This window comes from Tigheibacillus halophilus, assembly GCF_042683165.1.
Classification (GTDB): Bacteria; Bacillota; Bacilli; order Bacillales; family Amphibacillaceae; genus Tigheibacillus; species Tigheibacillus halophilus.
Genome location: NZ_JBHUIZ010000012.1, coordinates 336,219 through 354,369, shown reverse-complemented (window position 1 = coordinate 354,369; position 18,151 = coordinate 336,219). Strand labels below are relative to the sequence as shown.

Sequence of the window (18,151 nt, the reverse complement as noted above, 5' to 3'; positions counted from 1 at the left end):
TCCGTATAAGGGACCGAGGATTGGTGGTACCACCCTTGTTTGCCAATGCGAAAACTGCGTTGACACACTTCATTTGATAACGGACAGACCCGCGCTTTTTGTTGATCCAGCCTAAAAGGAGAAATCAACAAAAAGCGAACTCGAAGGCAGGTTCCCATCCCTGTCTTTGGAAAGTTGCACCTACCCTTTCCTCTCTGTAAAAGACTGCAGAACGGTACTAATCCTTTTCATCGTTTCAATTATTAACTCAACTATATGACGTAAGTATATGAAAAGTCAAGCGTGTGAGGATTTAAACTTATTTTATGTTTCTTTTACACATAGAAAGTAGGCTTTCACATATCACAAGCTATTTGTCACAGCATCTAAAATCCTGATTTTTCCCTCATTCTGTACCGCTTTCCAAAATCGCAAAAGATTTCTTATCACAATCAATTTCAGCCAACGCACCATAGGGCAAAATGAATTTCGGCTCGGTATGGCCAAAATTCATGTTGTAAAGAACTGGCAAATCCTCCACTCCATATTCTTTCATCACTTGCTGTATTTCATGCTTATATTCATCATAATAAGCCTCATCCTGTGGCTTACCAAAAATCATGCCGCTCGCTTTTTGTAAAATTCCTTGCGCAGCATAATTTCTCAGCCAATACCTAATAGAATCGGGATGCGGCTTTTCTTCCGATGTTTCAAAGAAAATAATGCAGCCTTCCCAATACTTTTCATCGGGCCACAGTACCGTTCCTTTCACAAATTCAAGCACAGACATACAACCACCAATCAAGCTTCCCTTCACAACCCCTGACCCCTGCAGTACTTCATAACCGCCATTTGGCTGCATCGTCCGCCGTTTGTACCTGTTTTCTTCCAACCACTCCAAACGTTCACTTGTCCAATTCGCTGCGGACTGAATATCTCCAATCACTTTGTTGGAAAAAAGTGTCCGCTTTACCATATCAATCGTATACGGATCCATCGCCACATTCTCTGCAAAATCTGTTAAAATAGCTGGACCATAAAACGAAGATATACCTGCTTTGTGACAAAATAGGTGGGAAACAGTCACATCGGAATATCCCATGAAGACTTTCGGATTTTCACGGATCACATCAAAATCAATATGCGGCAGCAAGCGGATGCTGTCCTCCCCGCCAATATTGGCGATAATTCCTTTTATACGTTCATCCCTGAAGGCCATCATCAAGTCTTCAGCCCGGGCTTTAGGATTCTGGTAAAGATACTCCTCACCCTTTAAGCTGTTTGGCATCGGAACAACTTCCAGTCCAAAAATTTCTTCCAATCGTTTTACACCCTGTTCATAACGCCATCTGATTTGCGGCTCCCCTGCCCCTCCCCAAGAAGGGCTTATTGTCGCTACACGGTCTCCTTGGAGCAGTTTCTTAGGTTTGATAAGCATGGCAGTCACACCCTTCCCCCAATTTATTAACCTATTCCTGGCAATATCTTTCCAGAACTTTTTAACTATCTAAAAATCACTTTTACATATTACCTATACCCTATAAATATTCATGAGATCAAAGAACATGTTTTTTCAATGGTCACTTCCATTACAACCTTCCGCTTTCCATGCTGCTTTTGCTTCGCAGCAATACACATCTTTTTTTATATTATATGATGTACCAATACGCTACAAATCACAAAAGTTTTCCTTGGTCTTTTCCACCTGAAAACCGATATACTAGATTATAGAATCATATGGAGGGGATTATTTGAAAGCCGCGCAAATACTAGATAAGATCAGTAACCGCAAACCTGCCATGATGGGCTATGATGCATTTAAGAAATCTGCTATTCTTTTACCGCTTTTGGATATAGATGGTGAGACCCATATATTATTTGAAGTTAGATCGATGTCATTGAGAAGCCAGCCCGGAGACATATGCTTGCCTGGCGGCCGAATGGATCAAACCGATGAATCAGCTCAATATTGTGCAATACGAGAAACCACAGAGGAGCTTGGTATCAGTTGGCTGGATATCGAAAATCTCCAGCCACTGGACTATATCGTTTCTGATTTCGGACGGGTTATCTATCCCTTTGCCGGTGTGATCAAGCATCCGGAAAGAATAGCACCGAATCCATCTGAAGTCGGTGAAACCTTTACGGTACCATTGCAATTTTTCCTGAACAATGAACCTTTAAAGCACCTTGTCAAACTGCAGGCGCTTCCAGAGGAGGATTTCCCCTACGATTTAATCGTTGGCGGGAAAGATTATAACTGGCAGGTTCGACATATAGAAGAACTCTTCTACCAATATGAAGATCGGACCATTTGGGGATTGACAGCGAAGATTTTGCATCATTTTGTAACACTGGTTAAGTAGTATTGTCACAACCTAATACCCGGCATTTTAAAAAGGCTTGGAACAAGACAGTATATACCATATCAATAGAAACTAAAGAATTCTATTGATAGCTGATAGCTGCATTCCAAGCTTTTTTACACAATGCAATAGAGGTACGTTTTTTTTGCAACATCAATATAACAAAAATGGCATTATCCACCGCCTGAAATCGGCTTGTTTATCATATCTGTCATTTATATCATTTCAGCCCCAAGTATATGTTTAAAATGTCCTAAGGCCCATTCGTGACCAGCTTGGTTAAAACTAGCAACAGCATCCTGATGTACGACAATGTTGAACCCTTTATTATATGCTTCGACCGCGGTATGCAAAATGCAAATATCCGTGCACACCCCGACAAGATGGAGCTCCTCAATACCTCTTTCCCGTAATTTCAATTCCAAATTCGTTCCTGTAAAGGCGCTGTAGCGTGTTTTATCGAAATAATACACATTTTCTTTCTCCTTGTTCTCCCGATAAACCGCTTCCAATTTACCATACAGTTTACGACCCGGCGTCCCAACAATATTATGCGGGGGAAACAACTCTGTCTCTGGGTGCAACCTTTCCCCTTCATGATGGGCGTCTATGGCAAACACAACAAACGCACCTCTGTCAATAAATTCTTTTGTCAATTCCGCTATACGATCTTCTAATGCCTGTCCCGGCTCTCCACATGTCAATTTGCCATCCGGCGCCACAAAATCATACGTATAATCAATATTCAATAATGCCTGCTTCCCCATTCCCCATTCCTCCCTGATCCACTTCTTTCCTTCAGCCAGACTTTTTAGACTCGGTATTCATTCCATTTCCTGCATACCGAGTCTGGTCTTGTATAGGGCAAGGTCTATTATTCCTTCCTTGCTTTAAAACCGATGACCTGCAAAACGCATCATTTCTCCTGCCATACTTTGATGTCATGCGCTCCCCCAAATTTACGTTGTGCCGCATGATAGGTAGGACCTACCATGTCATTATAAGAGAATCCGTAGGTGATTGCTGTCGTTACAAAGCTTTTCGCTAAGTGTACCGCTTTTTCGACTGATTTTCCTTTTGCCAGACAAGCTGCAATCGCTGCCGAATAGCTGCAGCCTGCTCCGCTTGTATTGACCGTATCAATGCGCGGTGCTTTCAGATATGTGAACATCTCTCCATCATACAACACGTCTACCGCAGGTCCTGACAATCTGCCGCCTTTTACAAGAACATATTTACTGCCAAGTGCATGCAAATCGAATGCTGCCTGTTTTAAATCATTCACTGTTTCTATTTTCCTTCCATGGAGCATAACGGAAGCTTCCGGCATATTCGGAGTGATGATCGTCGCCATCGGAATTAATTTTTCCTGCAATGCTGTGATAGCATCATCAGCCAATAACTTAGAGTCCAATTTCCCGACCATGACGGGGTCAACGACAATTCGTTCTATATCCGACTGCCCAAGAAGCATCGCAGTCGTCTCGATCACCTCCGCAGAAAACAACATCCCTGTTTTCAACGCATCCGCTCCAACTTGCTGCATTGCAGTCGCAAACTGGGCCTCAATCGACTCGATCGTCATCGGATGTACATTTCTCCCTGTCCCGGGATGGCGGCCGACAATCGCCGTCACAACACTCATCCCGTACACATCCAATTCCTGAAAGGTCTTTAAATCTGCCTGGATCCCGGCACTTCCCCCTGAAGCCGATCCGGCGATTGTCATTGCTCTAGCTGGATAGTGCACTCGAAACACCCTTTCTCTATATCATGATTAAAAATACTACAATCATCACAAATTGCAGAATCACTTTTGCAACCGTTCCACCAAGAAAACCGATCAATGAGCCAGTCGCTATTTTGGCTGCCGTACCAAACGTTTGCTGCTGAAGCATTTCAATAACCAAAACAGCCACGAACGGGACGATGATGATACCAAATGGCGGCACTACGAACGAGCCTACGATAACGCCCATAGCAGCTAGCCGCTTCGCCCATTTTCCGCCGCCGGATTTTTCCACGAAATAGCTGTTAGCCATCATATCAGAGACAAATAAAATGAGGGTGAATATACCCATGATAATCCAGAAAAACATTCCGAGCGCCTGATGATCAATGCCAAAATGATAAAGCAGGAAGGCCACCCACAAAAGCAAACTTGATGGGATAATCGGGAAAACAAGTCCCGCAAAACTTCCTATAAACAAACCAACAATCAAGATCCATATGATGATATGGATGAAAAGCACCATATCAGCATCACCTGCCTGTAAATATGAATTTAATTTTTGGGACAGTAAGTATCGTCACGTGTAAAGAATCATGCTTAATCCGGGAAAACAATCCCATTTGCCAGTCTGGCCTTTTCTGTCCATTTAGCTACATGCAAGCTTCTTTGCAGATACTTCCGGCAAAGCGTCATGTCGCTTGTTTCTATCATATCTTTAAATTTCTCGATTTCGTAGATCATATCCAGTTCTTTTTGCTCTACTGCTAATTCTTCCGGTTCTTTTGCTTCCTTTTTGTTCAAGGTCAGCTTTTCGATAGGCGCAATGTGATCCATTGTCAATGTACCATCTTCTCCATGTATTTCTGATGGAATGGTTGCTTGGGCTATTTTGGAGGTCAAGATGGTGACCACAAAGTCTGGATATGTTAAAGTCAGAGTCCCGCTTCCATCTATACCGTTATGGAGAAATACCGGAAAATAAGCAATATCTTTAGGTTCCCCGAACAAGTCGATTGCCATGCTCAATGGATACACCCCTAGGTCCATTAACGCCCCTCCTGCGAATTCCTTAGAAAATACATTTGGAATATCACCTGCTCTGAAAGCATCATAACGGGAGGAATATTGAACATATTGAAGCAACACACTGCGAACCTGACCGACTTTTTGTAAATTTTCTTTCAAGATATGGTAGTTTGGAGAAAACAAGTGTCTGTACCCTTCAAAAACAAACGTTTGTTTTTCTGTTGCTTTTGCTATGATTTGCTCCATCTGTTTCTTTGTAAATGCAAGCGGCTTCTCGCAAAATACATGCTTTCCATGCTCCAAGCACGCCAGCACATGATCGACATGCAACACATTTGGGGATGCAATGTAAACTAAATCAGCATCATCTTTTAGCATATCCTTCAAATTAGTATAAGCTTTTTTCGCGCCATTTACTTCAGCAAATGCCGTAGCCGTCTCCTGCCTTCGAGAATAGACCGATTCAAGCTCCATGCCTGGAATATGCTTTGCAGCTTCAATAAACATTTCCGTAATCCAGCTAGTACCGATAGTTGAGAACTTCATATATTCATGCCCCTTTCAATAATTTTTTCATCCATACTGCCTTGCCATCATCCCGGCACACAATAAATACTTTTTTCCGCCGCATTGACTGACTGTCCTGTCAAAAAAAACAAGCCGCGAAACATCATCGGCTTGTAAATTAAGCATCAAGTTTATCTGTTTGCTGATGGTTTGTGCCGTTTTCGGCATCTTCCGGCTTCGGGTCAATTGTGTGCTTGTACGCATACCCTTTTGTAATAGCATATAAGGTCATTGCCAAGACCACCAGCATAATTGCTACCATGCCAATAATATAGGCCACCATGTGTGTACAGTCTCCCTTACATATAAAACCTATAACCCTATTAAAACTAAAACTTGTAAAAATAGCAAGGCATTCAAGGTTTTTTCATACAAAAACAGCAATCATTTACGGAAATCAGATGGTTTCATTTTGGCTAAGCACTGAAGCGATGATTTACTAAGCATTCTCGAATGGCTTGATCATCCCATGTACAGCGTCAGTATAAGGGATTTCCACTCCTCTTGCCTTGGCCAACCGCAGCGCTCCTCCCTGCAGATGATCGACCTCCAATGTTAGCCCCTTTCGACGGTCTTGATGCATGGAAGAAGTTGCTTCCGCATCCAATGCTAACAGACCATTCTTGGCATCCTCTACATCCTTTTTCGTTACTTCTGAACCGCTTTGATTGGCGAGCTGTTTCATTTCGTCCAAAATGATTTCTGCAACACGAAATGTTTCCTTGTTTTCGCGAATTGGTCCAATTGGCAGGTTAACAGCAGTTGTAATACCGGAAAAAGCAGTAATAAACATATACTTTTTCCAAAGCTCCAGCATGATATCGTCACAATGCAGGCTTTCCATATTCGCATGCTTTGTCAGTTCATCCAGGCGTTGGCAAATATTCGTCTGTGTTGGCTCCAGTGCACCATATAGCAGACGGTGGAATTTGCTGCTGTGAACGACATGCCCATTTTCATTAAGTGTTGCGATGATGAAGCAAAGACCGCCTAGCACCTTATCTTTTCCTACAGCTTCCTGCAGCATGCCGATATGCTCCAACCCATTGAGAACAGGCAAAATATACGCGCCATTATTCGCCAGCGTTTGCAGGCTTTTCATGGTACCAGGCAAATGGTAACCTTTCACGCTTAACAAAACGACATCCGGATCAACAATATCTTCTGCCCTCGTAGTGATTGCCGGATTTTTTATTTCATAATCCCCAAGTTTGCTCTTTAACTGCAATCCCTTTTCTTTGATTTGCGCTGCTCGCTTTTCTCTAACCAGAAAAGTCACCTTCGCACCGGCTTCCTGAAATCTGCCGCCGTAATACGCACCTAATGCCCCAGCGCCAATCACTGCGATATGCATACGAAATCCCCCTTGGCTGAATATTGTCATTACGTACATCGTACCTATCGAGCATGGAAATGTCCACCGAGAAATCTTCAATATATCCCGCTCCTGGAAAGAATTTATTCCTTCTTGCCTATCTTTGGAAATGCAACTTCGTTTTTGTGCACTTTCATCCATACATGCCAGATTAGCACACTCTGTCATCTATTCCTGATGCAATTTCCGAAGAAATATTGGGGATTCTTTAGGAAATGGCATGATACGTTAGGATATATCCGCATTCGTCAGATTGATTGCTCTCACATGTCCAAATGCCGTTTATTTTTGGTTAAAACTGAAATATCCGGTTTGAATGAATTTTCCTGTATCGGTAATATAGAAATATGTCTGCATCAATCATCCAAAAAGATACATGGATGCCTGATTATATAGGGGAGGTTTATTAGTGAAGAAATTTTTTCTCGCAACAATATTAGGAATTGCCCTTGCAAGCCTAGCAGCCTGTGGTTCCAGTGAAAGCACGTTGGACAAACTGAAAGATGACGGGAAAGTGACTGTAGGCTTCGCCAATGAAAAACCGTACGCGTATGAAGAAAACGGCAAGCTTAAAGGAGCTGCAGTTGACATCGCCACGGCAGTATTCAAAGAGCTGGGCATCGACAAAGTTGACGGCAAACTGTCTGATTTCAGTCAGCTTGTTTCCGGACTGAATGCCGGCCAGTTTGATGTGATAACCGCTGGGATGGCGATCACACCAGAACGCTGCGAGAACGTCGCATTCGGTGAGCCTGAAATGCAGTACGGAGAAGGGTTCATCGTCCAAAAAGGGAACCCGAAAAATCTGAAAAGCTATCAGGATGTAGCCAAAAATAAAGATATCAAGGTTTCAATCATGGAAGGGGCCACGGAGCATGGCTTCATGAAATCTGAAGGCGTTGACCCTAAGCAGATTCAAAGTGCACCGGATATTCCTGCAACTTTCGCCGCTGTGGAATCCGGCAGAGCGGACGTGACGACTGGGACAGAGATGACCATCAAAATGGCACTGGAATCCGCTAATAATGACAAACTTGAATTTGTCGAGGATTTCGAGCAGCCGGATGTCGAGGGAGTGCCAAGTTATGGGGCGGCAGCATTTAACGAGGATGATGAAGAACTGCTGAAAGCATACAATAAGGCGTTGAAAAAACTTAAAAAAGACGGAACCGTCGCTGAGCTTCTGGAAAAAAACAGTTTTAACGGCGAAACGAACAGTGTTAACGATGACAGTATTACGACAGAAAAGATCTGTAAAGGCGAGGTTAAGTAAGCGTATTTGCCACAAATGATACATCTATTTTCCTACCAAAAACGCCACAGGGTCTGCTCCCTTTTAACCTGGGAGGCGGGCCCTGTGCTTTTGACAGAGAGGTGATTGCTATTTCCGCAATAACTGAAGTGTTCCCCACATTGCTTAAAGGGATCGGCATCACGATCCAGGTATTGGTCTATTCCGCGATACTGGCATATGCCATCGCTTTTATCGCCGGACTTTGCCGACAATCCAACAACATACTTTTACGTAAATTCACCGGATTTTATGTAGAAGTATTCCGCGGGACATCGCTGATTGTCCAGCTATTTTGGTTTTATTACGCCATTCCAATGCTGTTCGATATCCATATCGGCAATAATATGATGGCCGGTGTACTGGCGATTGCCCTTAACTATGGCGCCTACATGTCTGAAATTGTCCGGGGATCTATCGTCGCCGTGGACAAAGGGCAAACTGAAGCGGCGACCGCTTTGAATATGAGCGGTTTCCAGCGCATGCGCCTGGTAATTCTGCCCCAGGCAGTCCGTATGATGCTGCCGGAATTCGGCAATTATTTGATTCAGATTCTCAAAGCGACATCGCTTGTTTCATTGATCGGCATGACGGATATTCTCTATCACGGCAATATCCTGCGGAGCACGAATATTGCGATGGCACCAACCGTGTATCTGCTTGTCCTCGTATTCTATTTCATTCTGGCCCTGCCATTGATCTTTTTGACTCGCAAGATGGAAAAATTCTCGAAAAAGGGGGTAGCTAACTGATGAATTGGAAATGGGACGTTTTTACAGAAGCCTTCCCCTATGTCCTGCAAGGATTAGGTTACACAGTCGGGCTCACCTTTGCCTGCTATGCCTTTGCCCTGGTATTCGGTTTTATGTGGACCTTTTTCAAGCGAATCCCGTACAAAGCTGTTCGCTTGGTGGTATCATGGGTGATGGAATTCATTCGCTCCACACCGCCGCTGGTCCAGTTATTTTTCATCTTTTATGCCTGGCCAATGGTCCCCGGTGTCGGAGTCACCCTGAGTCCGTTTATCAGCGGCGTACTGGGGCTTGGCATCCATTACAGCACCTATATCGCCGAGGTATATCGCGCAGGCATTGAAGGCGTGGACAAAGGCCAATGGGAAGCATCAAAAGCTTTGAACTTCACGACCAGAAAGAAGTGGCTGAAAATCATCCTACCTCAAGCCATCCCGCCGACTATCCCGATGCTCGGCAATTATCTGATCATCATGTTCAAGGAGGTGCCACTGACAGCTACAATCGGCATGACTGGCATTTTATATTACGCCAATACATTTGGCGCTGATCATTTCCGTTATCTTGAGTCATTGACCATCGTCGCTATCATCTTCCTTGTGTTAAGCTATCCTTGTTCGATTTTCTTCCGGAGGCTGGAAGTAAAAATGAATACCCGGTTTGATAAGAAAGCAGTTGTCAATGAAATGAAAGGAGCGTGATTTCGAATGGAAGCAAGTACACAAGCAGCACCGCAACCAGTCCTTGATTCAGTCGAACCAATTGTCAAGTATGAAAATGTCCACAAATCCTTTGGAGAAACAAAGGTGCTCAAGGGCATCAACCTGGACATCAAACCTGCGGAAAAAGTAGCCCTGATCGGACCAAGCGGTTCAGGTAAAACAACCATCATCCGCATGCTGATGACACTGGAGGAACCGACCGAAGGCGAAATCATTGTTGACTGCCAAAATCTCTGGCATATGAAAAAAGACGGCAAGTTCGTACGTGCCAGTGAGAAGCATTTACGAAATGTGCGTGGGGAAATAGGAATGGTCTTTCAACATTTCAATCTATTTCCCCATATGACAATACTGGAAAACTGCATGACTGCACCAATCCATGTCAAAAAAACCAAGCGGGCACAGGCCGAACAGGATGCTGTAGAGATGCTGGAAAAGGTCGGGCTGGGCGATAAACTGGACAATTTTCCAAGCCAGCTTTCCGGTGGACAGAAGCAGCGCGTCGCTATGGCCCGAGCCCTGGTCATGAAACCAAAGATCATGTTGTTTGACGAAGTGACTTCAGCGCTTGATCCAGAACTGGTCGGGGAAGTACTTGCAGTCATCCGTGACATCGCCAGGGATGGCGAGATGGCGATGGTACTCGTTACCCACGAGATGGAATTCGCCCGTGAAATTGCCGATCGGATCGTCTTTCTTGATAAAGGCGTCATTGCGGAAGAAGGCACACCGTGCGAAGTCCTTGAGCACTCGAAAAATGAACGGCTGGCTAGCTTTTTAAGCAGGTTCCGTTCCTCCTGAACACGAAACAGGCATTTGGCTAATTAGCCAAATGCCTGTTTCATTGTGTAGCTGCTCCCCGCTTTGCAGGTCTCCCTATGCAATATCAACCTTTATCACTGCGGATCTTCACCGATAATACGAACTTCGCGTTCAAGTCTGACACCGAATTTATCCTTTACTGTCTTTTGTACGAAATGAATTAAATCGATATATTCCTTCGCGCTCGCGCTATCTATATTGACGATGAAGCCTGCATGCTTTTTGGAAACCTGTGCTCCGCCAATTTGTTTCCCCTGTAACTCGCTGTCCTGGATCAGTTTTCCGGCAAAAAAGCCTGGCGGACGTTTGAAAACACTGCCACAAGAAGGATATTCCAAAGGTTGTTTCGACTCGCGCTTAAACGTCAAATCATCCATCACGGCCTTTATTTCAGCGGAGTCCCCTTTTTCAAGAAGAAAAACTGCTTCTAAAACAATATAATCATTAGTTGGTATATTGCTCGTGCGGTAAGATAAATCCAGTTCTTCCGCTGCCAGTTCAAGCAGCTGCCCGTTTCGGTCGACAACAATTGCCCGTTCCAGACAGTCCTTGATTTCTCCTCCGTATGCCCCGGCATTCATATACAACGCCCCGCCTACAGAACCAGGGATACCACATGCAAATTCCAGTCCCGTCAAACTTTGATCCAAAGCAGCTCTGGAAGCATCGATAATCCTTGCGCCGCTTTGGGCATAAAGTCTATTTCCTTCTGAATGAATATGATCAAGATGATGCAAGTTCATCACAATACCTCGAATCCCGCCATCCTTGACAATCAGATTCGACCCATTGCCAAGCAGTGTAAAGGGAATCTCCTCTTTATTTGCCAGCTTGACGACATGCTGGACTTCATCGTAATTTTGTGGAGTGATGAAAAAATCAGCTTTCCCTCCCAAGTGTGTGTACGTGTGGTCTTTCAAATACTCATCAACCATTACATTTTCTTTCGCTGTAATAGCTGTCAATTTATCATACATTTCCAGATTAGCCATCCCAATCATTCCCTTTACCATTTTCCAGGCATATCATAACCCGTTACATTTGCAGATTACAATTACAAATGATCATTCAATAGGGCCCAAAGCCTCCATACTATTTGTTAATTCGGCCTGCGCAACGCAGTTTTCCCTGTGCTCATATCTAAAGTCTAAAACATGACAGTACTTTAAATACGTGTCAAGCAGCACCCTATCCCGTGCCTATATTGATTTCCGATTGCCTCACCTTTTACACGATTAAAAACACTAAGTCGAAGGTGGTATAGCGGAATCACATAAGGCGATATTTTTCCTCCACCAATATTGATGAAATTTCACTTACTTATATATTGTACGAAAAAAAGATATACCTTTCCACAGGAGAATTCCACATTATAGAAATACCCTAAGAAAAAATACACACAGATTCAGCAACCGTAACGCTCAATCCCCGTATAAGAAATCATGAATCAAAAAATCCACTCTTTTACTTTCATGAAGCATGCTATGTCCAAGGTGCTCATCTGCGATCACCTTCTGCTGTAACTGAGGAGCAGGGAATATTTTTTGAAGTCCTTTAACACTATCTGCCTCAGCAACATGGTCCCCTGTGCTCGATATACTGAGCGCCTCAATATTATCAGGTATATCATCCTTGTTTCTTCGTAAGTCCATCAAGGCTTTTGAACCCGGATTCAAATCATGCGCTGCTGCATCATGATGCAGCTGAAAATATTTTTTATCATAGATACCATTAAACGGGCTGCCAATGGCAATAAATTTATTGACCTGCGGAAAATTTTTCAGGTTCTGATAATCCTCCATATATTTTACAGAAACAATCCCGCCCATCGAGTGACCGACAAGGTATACTTTGTCTATTTGGTAATGGGTTTTCATATGGTGCAGAGCCAAGGACAGCCAGTATGCACTGTTTTTGAACGTTGCGCGATTATTTTCCAGCACAATCTGGACAAAAGCCGGCTTCTCACCATTGTACCCCATGTTATCGACTTGAAGGCGTCCGTTCGGGCTAATGTAATACACTAGCATCTTGTCGCCCCATTTATAATTGTTTTCAAAACGGTTCAACATATTTCCAAAAGAATTATATGTCCCTTTATATCCATGAATAAACACAGTCGGCGGCACTTTATAGCCCTTGGTATTAGCTGTGCCGGGATTATCCTTTACCAATAAAAAAACAGAAGCTGCCAATGCCAGTACGGCAAGGAGCATAACGATCCATTTCCTAGTCATACGTATTCTTCCTCCCCAAATGGAACCAAATTCATTATAGCATCTTATTGTCGTATTTCTACAATCTATTTTTCCATTCCCTCTGCGCAGCATTCTCAATCGCAACAGCATCACATCGGTATATATCAAGCCAGCAGCGATATTTGAAAGAAACATTCCATTTCCTAAAACGCAAAAAAGCCACTGCTTCTATGTAAAGAAGCAGTGGCAAACCCGAAATTTTTATATCCGTTTTTTAATCTTGGCATCCTTTTTGAGGTCTTTTAATTTTGCTTGGAGCTCTTCATTTTGTTTTTGCTGCACTAGTGATTGCTTGATACTGTCCTTCACATCATCGAACTTCATATCTTTGTTTTGCTTTTTCAATGTGTTGAAAGTATCTTTGACTTCCTTATCTGTCACTTTAGGTGTCTTCACTTCTTTATCCACATATTTATTCAAAATCATACTATATTTTATTTGTTCCTTGTAGTCTTTTTCCGTCAGCTTGAATTGCTTCAGATAGTCCTTGAACTGCTCTTTATTCTCTTCTTTGACCTTTTGCAATTCCTGATCCACATCTTTATCTGAAACCTTAATACCTTTGGATACAGCTTCCTGCCTCAACAATTCTTGCGCAATCAGTCCGTCCAAAGTTTGTTTTTTAACTGATTTCTTATCATTGACATCCTGGCCGTATTGATGCAGCTGCATCTTTGTCTGTACGTACATCGTATTGTAATGGCCGCCAAGAATTTGATGGTTATTTATATCAACGACCGGTTTGTCGTCAGCAACAACTTCGTCCTTGCCTACTTTTACTTCCTGCTGTGTATTTTTATCAGCAGTCTTGTCTTGTTTTTCAGCCTTGTCTTTGCTCTTGCATGCGCTGAGTGTCAGCACGAGAACAAGTGCCATGATGATAATGCTGAACTTTTTCATGTGTATAACCCTCATTTCTTTGATCCTATGCATTCTATATAAACATATTGTATATGTAAAATGCAACCCGTCCAAGAATTTGTTGTTCATTTTCCATACTTTTGCCACATTTATCTCCCTGTCGGAGATGATACATATCAAAATGATACACAAAAAACCCGGACATCCTATTGGATAATCCAGGTCTATTGCTTATATTATTCAGCTTCATCCAAACTTTTATCAATCTCAGAAATCATTTCTGATACAGATTCGAGTCCGCCGCCGGAAAGATACCAAATATCTGGTTTCAAGTAAACGATATTACCGTCTTTATAAGCTTTTGTTTTCCTGACCAGTTTGTTTTCCACGACTTTTTTGGCAGAAGAATCTTCCCCAATCGCTGTACCGCGGTCAATGACATATAAAATGGACGGGTCTTTCTTCATGATATATTCAGATGATACATTCATCCCATGCGTAGAAGCTTCAATATCTTTATCTGTCGGCTTGATACCGAACACATCGTGAATTATTCCAAAACGGGATTTCGATCCAAAAGCACTCATTTTATCGTCATTTGCCATGACAAGCAAACCATCTTTATCTACTTTTTCGGCTTTTTCATGCAAGGCTTTGATGGCATCGTCCACTTTAGCCAATTCCTCTTTCACTTCGTCTTCTTTTCCAAAAATTTCACCAACAATCTTGGTGTTTTCCTTGAATGAATTCATATAGTCATCGGTATTCACACCCAAATAGATAGTAGGAGCTAAATCAGACAGCTGGTCATAAACAGAAGATTGTCTGCCGGAAATAATGATCAGATCTGGATCAAGATTGGCAATAGCTTCAAAATCAGGTTCTTTCAAGCTTCCGATGTTTGTATAATCCCCTTCTTTGTATTTCTTCAAATAATCAGGGACATTTTTCTGAGCGATACCGGCAGGTTTAATACCAAGTTTATCGAATGTATCTAAAATGCCAAAATCAAATACGACTACTTTTTTAGGATTCTTTGGTACTTTTGTTTCGCCAAGTTCATGCTTAACAGTAATCGTGTCTTTACCTTTCTCTGCTTCAGCGGTTTTGTCGCCATTTTTACTTGTATCTTTATCTGTGCTGCCGCATGCAGACAATGCGATCACTATGAAAGCGGCAAATAAGAATAGCATTAGTTTCTTCATAAGAATTCTCCTCTTGATTTATTTATAACATCTCTAGCTGTCAGCGGGATAGGTTAACCATTTAAAATCATCGTGTTGATGATGTATGTATTTCCCCCCTATTCATCGCGCTGTATCTATTGCCATCAGAGGCCAACTCATTTACTACAACATAAAAATCAGTTACAATGGAATTGTCAGGTTCCTTTATGATAACTGGGTCACAATCTTCCTATGTTATTGTAAAGGTCTTTTTATTTTTCAATCCTGCTGACAGCAGTGATGATATATTCCTTTGCAGCCGGATGGCGATGTGGATGATCTGCATGTGCCATCCGGCTCTGTTTATATCAAAAATATACGCATATGCGCCGATCATCCACATGTTGAATATCTATATCCATATCATAAATATCTTTTAATACACATTTATCAATGACATCACATGCGCGCCCTTGTTTGACGATTTTACCGTCCTTCAGAGCCACAATATGATCTGAGTAGCAAGACGCAAAATTGATATCGTGAATAACGATCAAAATGGTCTTATTCAGTTCATCAACCAGCTTGCGCAAAATTTTCATGATTTGCACGGAATGTCTCATATCCAGGTTATTCAATGGTTCATCAAGCAAGATATATTCTGTATCCTGTGCGATGACCATGGCAATATGTGCACGCTGCCGCTGACCACCACTCAATTCATCAAGATACTTATCCTGAATCTCGCGCAGCTCCATGTAATCGATCGCTTCATCCACCTTTTGCCAATCCTCTTTTTTCAATTTCCCTTGGGAATAGGGGAATCTGCCAAAAGAAATCAGCTCGCGTACAGTAAGCTTCAGATTGATGGAATTGGACTGTTTCAAAATGGAAAGCTTCTTGGCAAGATCATTATTTTTTGTTTGCATGATATCGTATCCATCAATCGTTATTTCTCCTTCATCTTTTGCAATCAGGCGGCTAACCATTGAGATTAACGTACTTTTACCAGCCCCATTGGGTCCGATGAAGGATGTGATAGTGCCTTTTTCAATCTTCAACGAAACATCGTCCACGACTTTTTTTTGATGATACGTCTTAAACAAATGCTTGATATCTACCATGATTTTCTCTCCTTTAACAAAAGATAAATGAAGTAAATTCCACCAACAAAGTTGATAATGACACTCACTGTCGTATTGAATGTGAACACCTTTTCAACGATGAATTGTCCGCCCAGCAGTGCTATCACACTGAGGAACATCGACCCCAAAATCAAATACGTGTGTCGATATGTTTTCAGGAACTCATACGCGAGATTGACAACAAGCAGGCCAAGAAAGGTAATTGGGCCAATCAGCGCTGTTGCAATCGAGATAGATATTGCCACGATGACAAGCAAATGCTTAACAACCCTGTCATACGGCACCCCCAAGTTGACAGCCTGATCCTTGCCAAGCGCAAGTACATCCAAATACTTTGCAAACCTGATAAAATACAATGCGACAAATATGATGAGAACAATAGACAAATAAACAAGATTGGTGTTGACGTTATTGATGCTCGCAAACATTTTATCCTGGGCAACCATGAATTCATTCGGATCGATAAGTACTTGCATGAATGATGTGAAGCTGCCGAAAAACTGACCTAGTATCATCCCGACCAAAAGCAGGAAATAAATATTGTTCTTTTCGCCCTTGAATAAAATATGAAACAGCAAGAGCGAAAAAACGACCATGGATCCGATAGAAACTAAGTAGTTGATGTTGCTGTCCATCATGACCAGAGATCTGGAACCGAAAACAAAAATAATTACCGTTTGCACAAGCATATATAGGGAATCGAGCCCCATAACACTTGGTGTCAATATCCGGTTATTAGTAATCGTCATGAATACCGTTGTTGAAAATGCGATGGCACTGCCTGTAAGAATGATTGCAATGACTTTAATGATCCTTTTAGGTAAAATGTAGCCGATATTGCCGCTCAGATTATAAAAAACAAACAGCAGAGCCAAAGCAAGAGCTATCACTGCAAGCAGCAATGTTTTCTTTTTATAATCCATATCTCTTCCTCCTTACCAGCAGGAAGAGGAAAATGGCGCTTCCTATCACACCGACTGTCAAGCTGATAGGTATTTCGTATGGGTAAATGACTACCCTGCCAAGAATGTCACAGAGCAGAACAAAAACGGCCCCAAGCAATGCGGTATGTATCAAGCTGTTTTTCAAATGATCCCCTTGATAAATGCTGACGATATTCGGAATGATTAATCCCAGGAAAGGGATGACACCTACTGACAGCACGACGGATGCGGTTACGAGTGCCACGATAGCCAATCCGATATTGACTACCTGACGGTAATTCAAACCAAGATTCTTGGCAAAATCCTCTCCCATTCCAGCAATTGTGAACTTATTCGCAAATAAGTAAGCGATGATAAGCAACGGAACACTGACATACATCAATTCGTAATTTCCACTCATTATCATGGAAAAGTCGCCTTGCATCCAAGAAGACATATTTTGGATTAAATCATTTTTATAAGCGAAGAAAGTAGAAAGCGAATTGATGATATTTCCGAACATCAAGCCAACCAGCGGTATAAAAATCGCATCTTTAAATTTGATTCTGCCCAGAATGTGCATAAATATGAATGTGCCAAGCAATGCGAAAAAGAAAGAAATCAGCATTCTGACAAAAATACTTACCCCTGAAAATAACATCAGTGAAACCAAGATGCCAAATTTGGCTGCATCCATTGTGCCTGCAGTAGTTGGCGAAACAAATTTATTACGGCTTAATTGCTGCATGATCAAACCGCAAATGCTCATGCTCACGCCAGCAATCAAGATGCTTACAAGCCTCGGTACCCTGCTGATCCACAAAATTTCCATTTGATCTTTGGATAAAGAAAAAATATCCAAAGGAGATATATCCGTTACCCCTACAAAAATTGAGGTGACAGACAGAACGATGAGTGCTGCAACCAAGTATCGTATCTTCATAAAAAATCCTTCTCATAATTTCGAAAACAGCAAATCCGTTGAATGGATAAAGTTGTTTCCTTCTATTTAAAATGATTATTACAAAAAATAAATTCTAATTAAGAATGATATTCATTATCAATTAGAATGGCTACTTCGAGTATAGCATATTCCCATTAAACGTCAACAAAATTCCCTGTGCAATTTAAAGCGAAAAGCCCGCTAACCTACTAAATATGTATCC

General features: G+C 42.2%; 19 protein-coding genes and 1 other annotated feature. Of the genes, 5 read left to right on the top strand and 14 right to left on the bottom strand.

Annotation, left to right across the window (positions count from 1 at the left end; translation table 11 throughout):
* Nucleotides 1-5 precede the first annotated feature (5 nt).
* Nucleotides 6-240, bottom strand: a binding site (T-box leader).
* A 145-nt stretch (nt 241-385) separates the two neighbouring features.
* Nucleotides 386-1,417 (bottom strand): S66 family peptidase, encoded by a 1,032-nt coding sequence (locus tag ACFSMW_RS12885; RefSeq protein WP_390356442.1) that lies wholly within the window; start codon nt 1,415-1,417, stop codon nt 386-388.
* A gap of 313 nt (nt 1,418-1,730) precedes the next feature.
* Between ACFSMW_RS12885 and ACFSMW_RS12880 the strand changes: the two genes are divergently transcribed.
* Nucleotides 1,731-2,345, top strand: coding sequence for an NUDIX hydrolase (locus ACFSMW_RS12880; RefSeq protein WP_390356220.1), 615 nt, complete (start codon nt 1,731-1,733; stop codon nt 2,343-2,345).
* A 215-nt stretch (nt 2,346-2,560) separates the two neighbouring features.
* Here the strand turns inward: ACFSMW_RS12880 and ACFSMW_RS12875 are convergent, their stop codons facing one another.
* The 6 genes from ACFSMW_RS12875 to ACFSMW_RS12850 all read right to left on the bottom strand — a co-directional run bounded on the left by ACFSMW_RS12875 (nt 2,561) and on the right by ACFSMW_RS12850 (nt 7,024).
* Entirely contained in the window at nt 2,561-3,112 is a 552-nt protein-coding gene (locus tag ACFSMW_RS12875) for a cysteine hydrolase family protein (RefSeq protein ID WP_390356218.1), read from the bottom strand.
* 149 nt (nt 3,113-3,261) lie between these two features.
* Nucleotides 3,262-4,095, bottom strand: coding sequence for a bifunctional hydroxymethylpyrimidine kinase/phosphomethylpyrimidine kinase (gene thiD / locus ACFSMW_RS12870; protein WP_390356216.1), 834 nt, complete (start codon nt 4,093-4,095; stop codon nt 3,262-3,264).
* A gap of 16 nt (nt 4,096-4,111) precedes the next feature.
* A complete protein-coding gene (locus ACFSMW_RS12865) occupies nt 4,112-4,600 on the bottom strand; it encodes a DUF456 domain-containing protein (RefSeq protein ID WP_390356215.1) in 489 nt (162 codons plus the stop codon).
* A 74-nt stretch (nt 4,601-4,674) separates the two neighbouring features.
* Nucleotides 4,675-5,649 (bottom strand): Gfo/Idh/MocA family protein, encoded by a 975-nt coding sequence (locus tag ACFSMW_RS12860; protein WP_390356213.1) that lies wholly within the window; start codon nt 5,647-5,649, stop codon nt 4,675-4,677.
* A gap of 139 nt (nt 5,650-5,788) precedes the next feature.
* A complete protein-coding gene (gene ytzI, locus ACFSMW_RS12855; RefSeq protein ID WP_390356211.1) occupies nt 5,789-5,953 on the bottom strand; it encodes a YtzI protein in 165 nt (54 codons plus the stop codon).
* 156 nt (nt 5,954-6,109) lie between these two features.
* Nucleotides 6,110-7,024, bottom strand: coding sequence for a ketopantoate reductase family protein (locus ACFSMW_RS12850; RefSeq protein WP_390356209.1), 915 nt, complete (start codon nt 7,022-7,024; stop codon nt 6,110-6,112).
* A 430-nt stretch (nt 7,025-7,454) separates the two neighbouring features.
* Here ACFSMW_RS12850 and ehuB point away from each other — a divergent pair, with 430 nt between their 5' ends.
* From ehuB to ehuA, 4 genes are all read left to right on the top strand, one after another.
* Nucleotides 7,455-8,318, top strand: a complete 864-nt coding sequence (ehuB, locus tag ACFSMW_RS12845) for an ectoine/hydroxyectoine ABC transporter substrate-binding protein EhuB (RefSeq protein WP_390356207.1) — start codon at nt 7,455-7,457, stop codon at nt 8,316-8,318.
* A gap of 140 nt (nt 8,319-8,458) precedes the next feature.
* On the top strand, nt 8,459-9,088 hold the full coding sequence (locus ACFSMW_RS12840; protein ID WP_390356205.1) for an amino acid ABC transporter permease: 630 nt from the start codon (nt 8,459-8,461) through the stop codon (nt 9,086-9,088).
* A complete protein-coding gene (gene ehuD, locus ACFSMW_RS12835) occupies nt 9,088-9,789 on the top strand; it encodes an ectoine/hydroxyectoine ABC transporter permease subunit EhuD (protein WP_390356203.1) in 702 nt (233 codons plus the stop codon). Before ACFSMW_RS12840 ends, ehuD begins: the two co-directional genes overlap by 1 nt.
* A 6-nt stretch (nt 9,790-9,795) precedes the next feature.
* Nucleotides 9,796-10,611 (top strand): ectoine/hydroxyectoine ABC transporter ATP-binding protein EhuA, encoded by an 816-nt coding sequence (gene ehuA, locus ACFSMW_RS12830; RefSeq protein ID WP_390356202.1) that lies wholly within the window; start codon nt 9,796-9,798, stop codon nt 10,609-10,611.
* A gap of 95 nt (nt 10,612-10,706) precedes the next feature.
* Here ehuA and murB read toward each other — a convergent pair whose 3' ends face one another.
* The 7 genes from murB to ACFSMW_RS12795 all read right to left on the bottom strand — a co-directional run bounded on the left by murB (nt 10,707) and on the right by ACFSMW_RS12795 (nt 17,928).
* Nucleotides 10,707-11,624, bottom strand: coding sequence for a UDP-N-acetylmuramate dehydrogenase (gene murB, locus ACFSMW_RS12825; protein WP_390356200.1), 918 nt, complete (start codon nt 11,622-11,624; stop codon nt 10,707-10,709).
* Nucleotides 11,625-12,053: 429 nt separating this feature from the next.
* Nucleotides 12,054-12,869, bottom strand: coding sequence for an alpha/beta hydrolase (locus ACFSMW_RS12820; protein WP_390356198.1), 816 nt, complete (start codon nt 12,867-12,869; stop codon nt 12,054-12,056).
* 222 nt (nt 12,870-13,091) lie between these two features.
* Nucleotides 13,092-13,790, bottom strand: a complete 699-nt coding sequence (locus ACFSMW_RS12815; protein ID WP_390356196.1) for a SurA N-terminal domain-containing protein — start codon at nt 13,788-13,790, stop codon at nt 13,092-13,094.
* Nucleotides 13,791-13,987: 197 nt separating this feature from the next.
* Nucleotides 13,988-14,956, bottom strand: coding sequence for a siderophore ABC transporter substrate-binding protein (locus ACFSMW_RS12810; RefSeq protein WP_390356195.1), 969 nt, complete (start codon nt 14,954-14,956; stop codon nt 13,988-13,990).
* Nucleotides 14,957-15,285: 329 nt separating this feature from the next.
* Nucleotides 15,286-16,041, bottom strand: a complete 756-nt coding sequence (locus tag ACFSMW_RS12805) for an iron ABC transporter ATP-binding protein (protein WP_390356193.1) — start codon at nt 16,039-16,041, stop codon at nt 15,286-15,288.
* Entirely contained in the window at nt 16,035-16,985 is a 951-nt protein-coding gene (locus ACFSMW_RS12800; protein ID WP_390356191.1) for an iron chelate uptake ABC transporter family permease subunit, read from the bottom strand. Before ACFSMW_RS12800 ends, ACFSMW_RS12805 begins: the two co-directional genes overlap by 7 nt.
* A complete protein-coding gene (locus ACFSMW_RS12795; RefSeq protein ID WP_390356189.1) occupies nt 16,975-17,928 on the bottom strand; it encodes an ABC transporter permease in 954 nt (317 codons plus the stop codon). Before ACFSMW_RS12795 ends, ACFSMW_RS12800 begins: the two co-directional genes overlap by 11 nt.
* Between the last annotated feature and the right edge of the window lie 223 nt (nt 17,929-18,151).

Bases quoted from the DNA above. Each gene is read 5' to 3' on its own strand.
- ACFSMW_RS12820 (WP_390356198.1), bottom strand. From the start codon at position 12,869: ATGACTAGGAAATGGATCGTTATGCTCCTTGCCGTACTGGCATTGGCA.
- murB (WP_390356200.1), bottom strand. From the start codon at position 11,624: ATGGCTAATCTGGAAATGTATGATAAATTGACAGCTATTACAGCGAAA.
- ACFSMW_RS12810 (WP_390356195.1), bottom strand. From the start codon at position 14,956: ATGAAGAAACTAATGCTATTCTTATTTGCCGCTTTCATAGTGATCGCA.
- ACFSMW_RS12795 (WP_390356189.1), bottom strand. From the start codon at position 17,928: ATGAAGATACGATACTTGGTTGCAGCACTCATCGTTCTGTCTGTCACC.
- ACFSMW_RS12885 (WP_390356442.1), bottom strand. From the start codon at position 1,417: ATGCTTATCAAACCTAAGAAACTGCTCCAAGGAGACCGTGTAGCGACA.
- ACFSMW_RS12860 (WP_390356213.1), bottom strand. From the start codon at position 5,649: ATGAAGTTCTCAACTATCGGTACTAGCTGGATTACGGAAATGTTTATT.
- ACFSMW_RS12875 (WP_390356218.1), bottom strand. From the start codon at position 3,112: ATGGGGAAGCAGGCATTATTGAATATTGATTATACGTATGATTTTGTG.
- ACFSMW_RS12815 (WP_390356196.1), bottom strand. From the start codon at position 13,790: ATGAAAAAGTTCAGCATTATCATCATGGCACTTGTTCTCGTGCTGACA.
- ytzI (WP_390356211.1), bottom strand. From the start codon at position 5,953: ATGGTGGCCTATATTATTGGCATGGTAGCAATTATGCTGGTGGTCTTG.
- ACFSMW_RS12800 (WP_390356191.1), bottom strand. From the start codon at position 16,985: ATGGATTATAAAAAGAAAACATTGCTGCTTGCAGTGATAGCTCTTGCT.
- ACFSMW_RS12850 (WP_390356209.1), bottom strand. From the start codon at position 7,024: ATGCATATCGCAGTGATTGGCGCTGGGGCATTAGGTGCGTATTACGGC.
- ehuA (WP_390356202.1), top strand. From the start codon at position 9,796: ATGGAAGCAAGTACACAAGCAGCACCGCAACCAGTCCTTGATTCAGTC.
- ACFSMW_RS12865 (WP_390356215.1), bottom strand. From the start codon at position 4,600: ATGGTGCTTTTCATCCATATCATCATATGGATCTTGATTGTTGGTTTG.
- ehuD (WP_390356203.1), top strand. From the start codon at position 9,088: ATGAATTGGAAATGGGACGTTTTTACAGAAGCCTTCCCCTATGTCCTG.
- ACFSMW_RS12805 (WP_390356193.1), bottom strand. From the start codon at position 16,041: ATGGTAGATATCAAGCATTTGTTTAAGACGTATCATCAAAAAAAAGTC.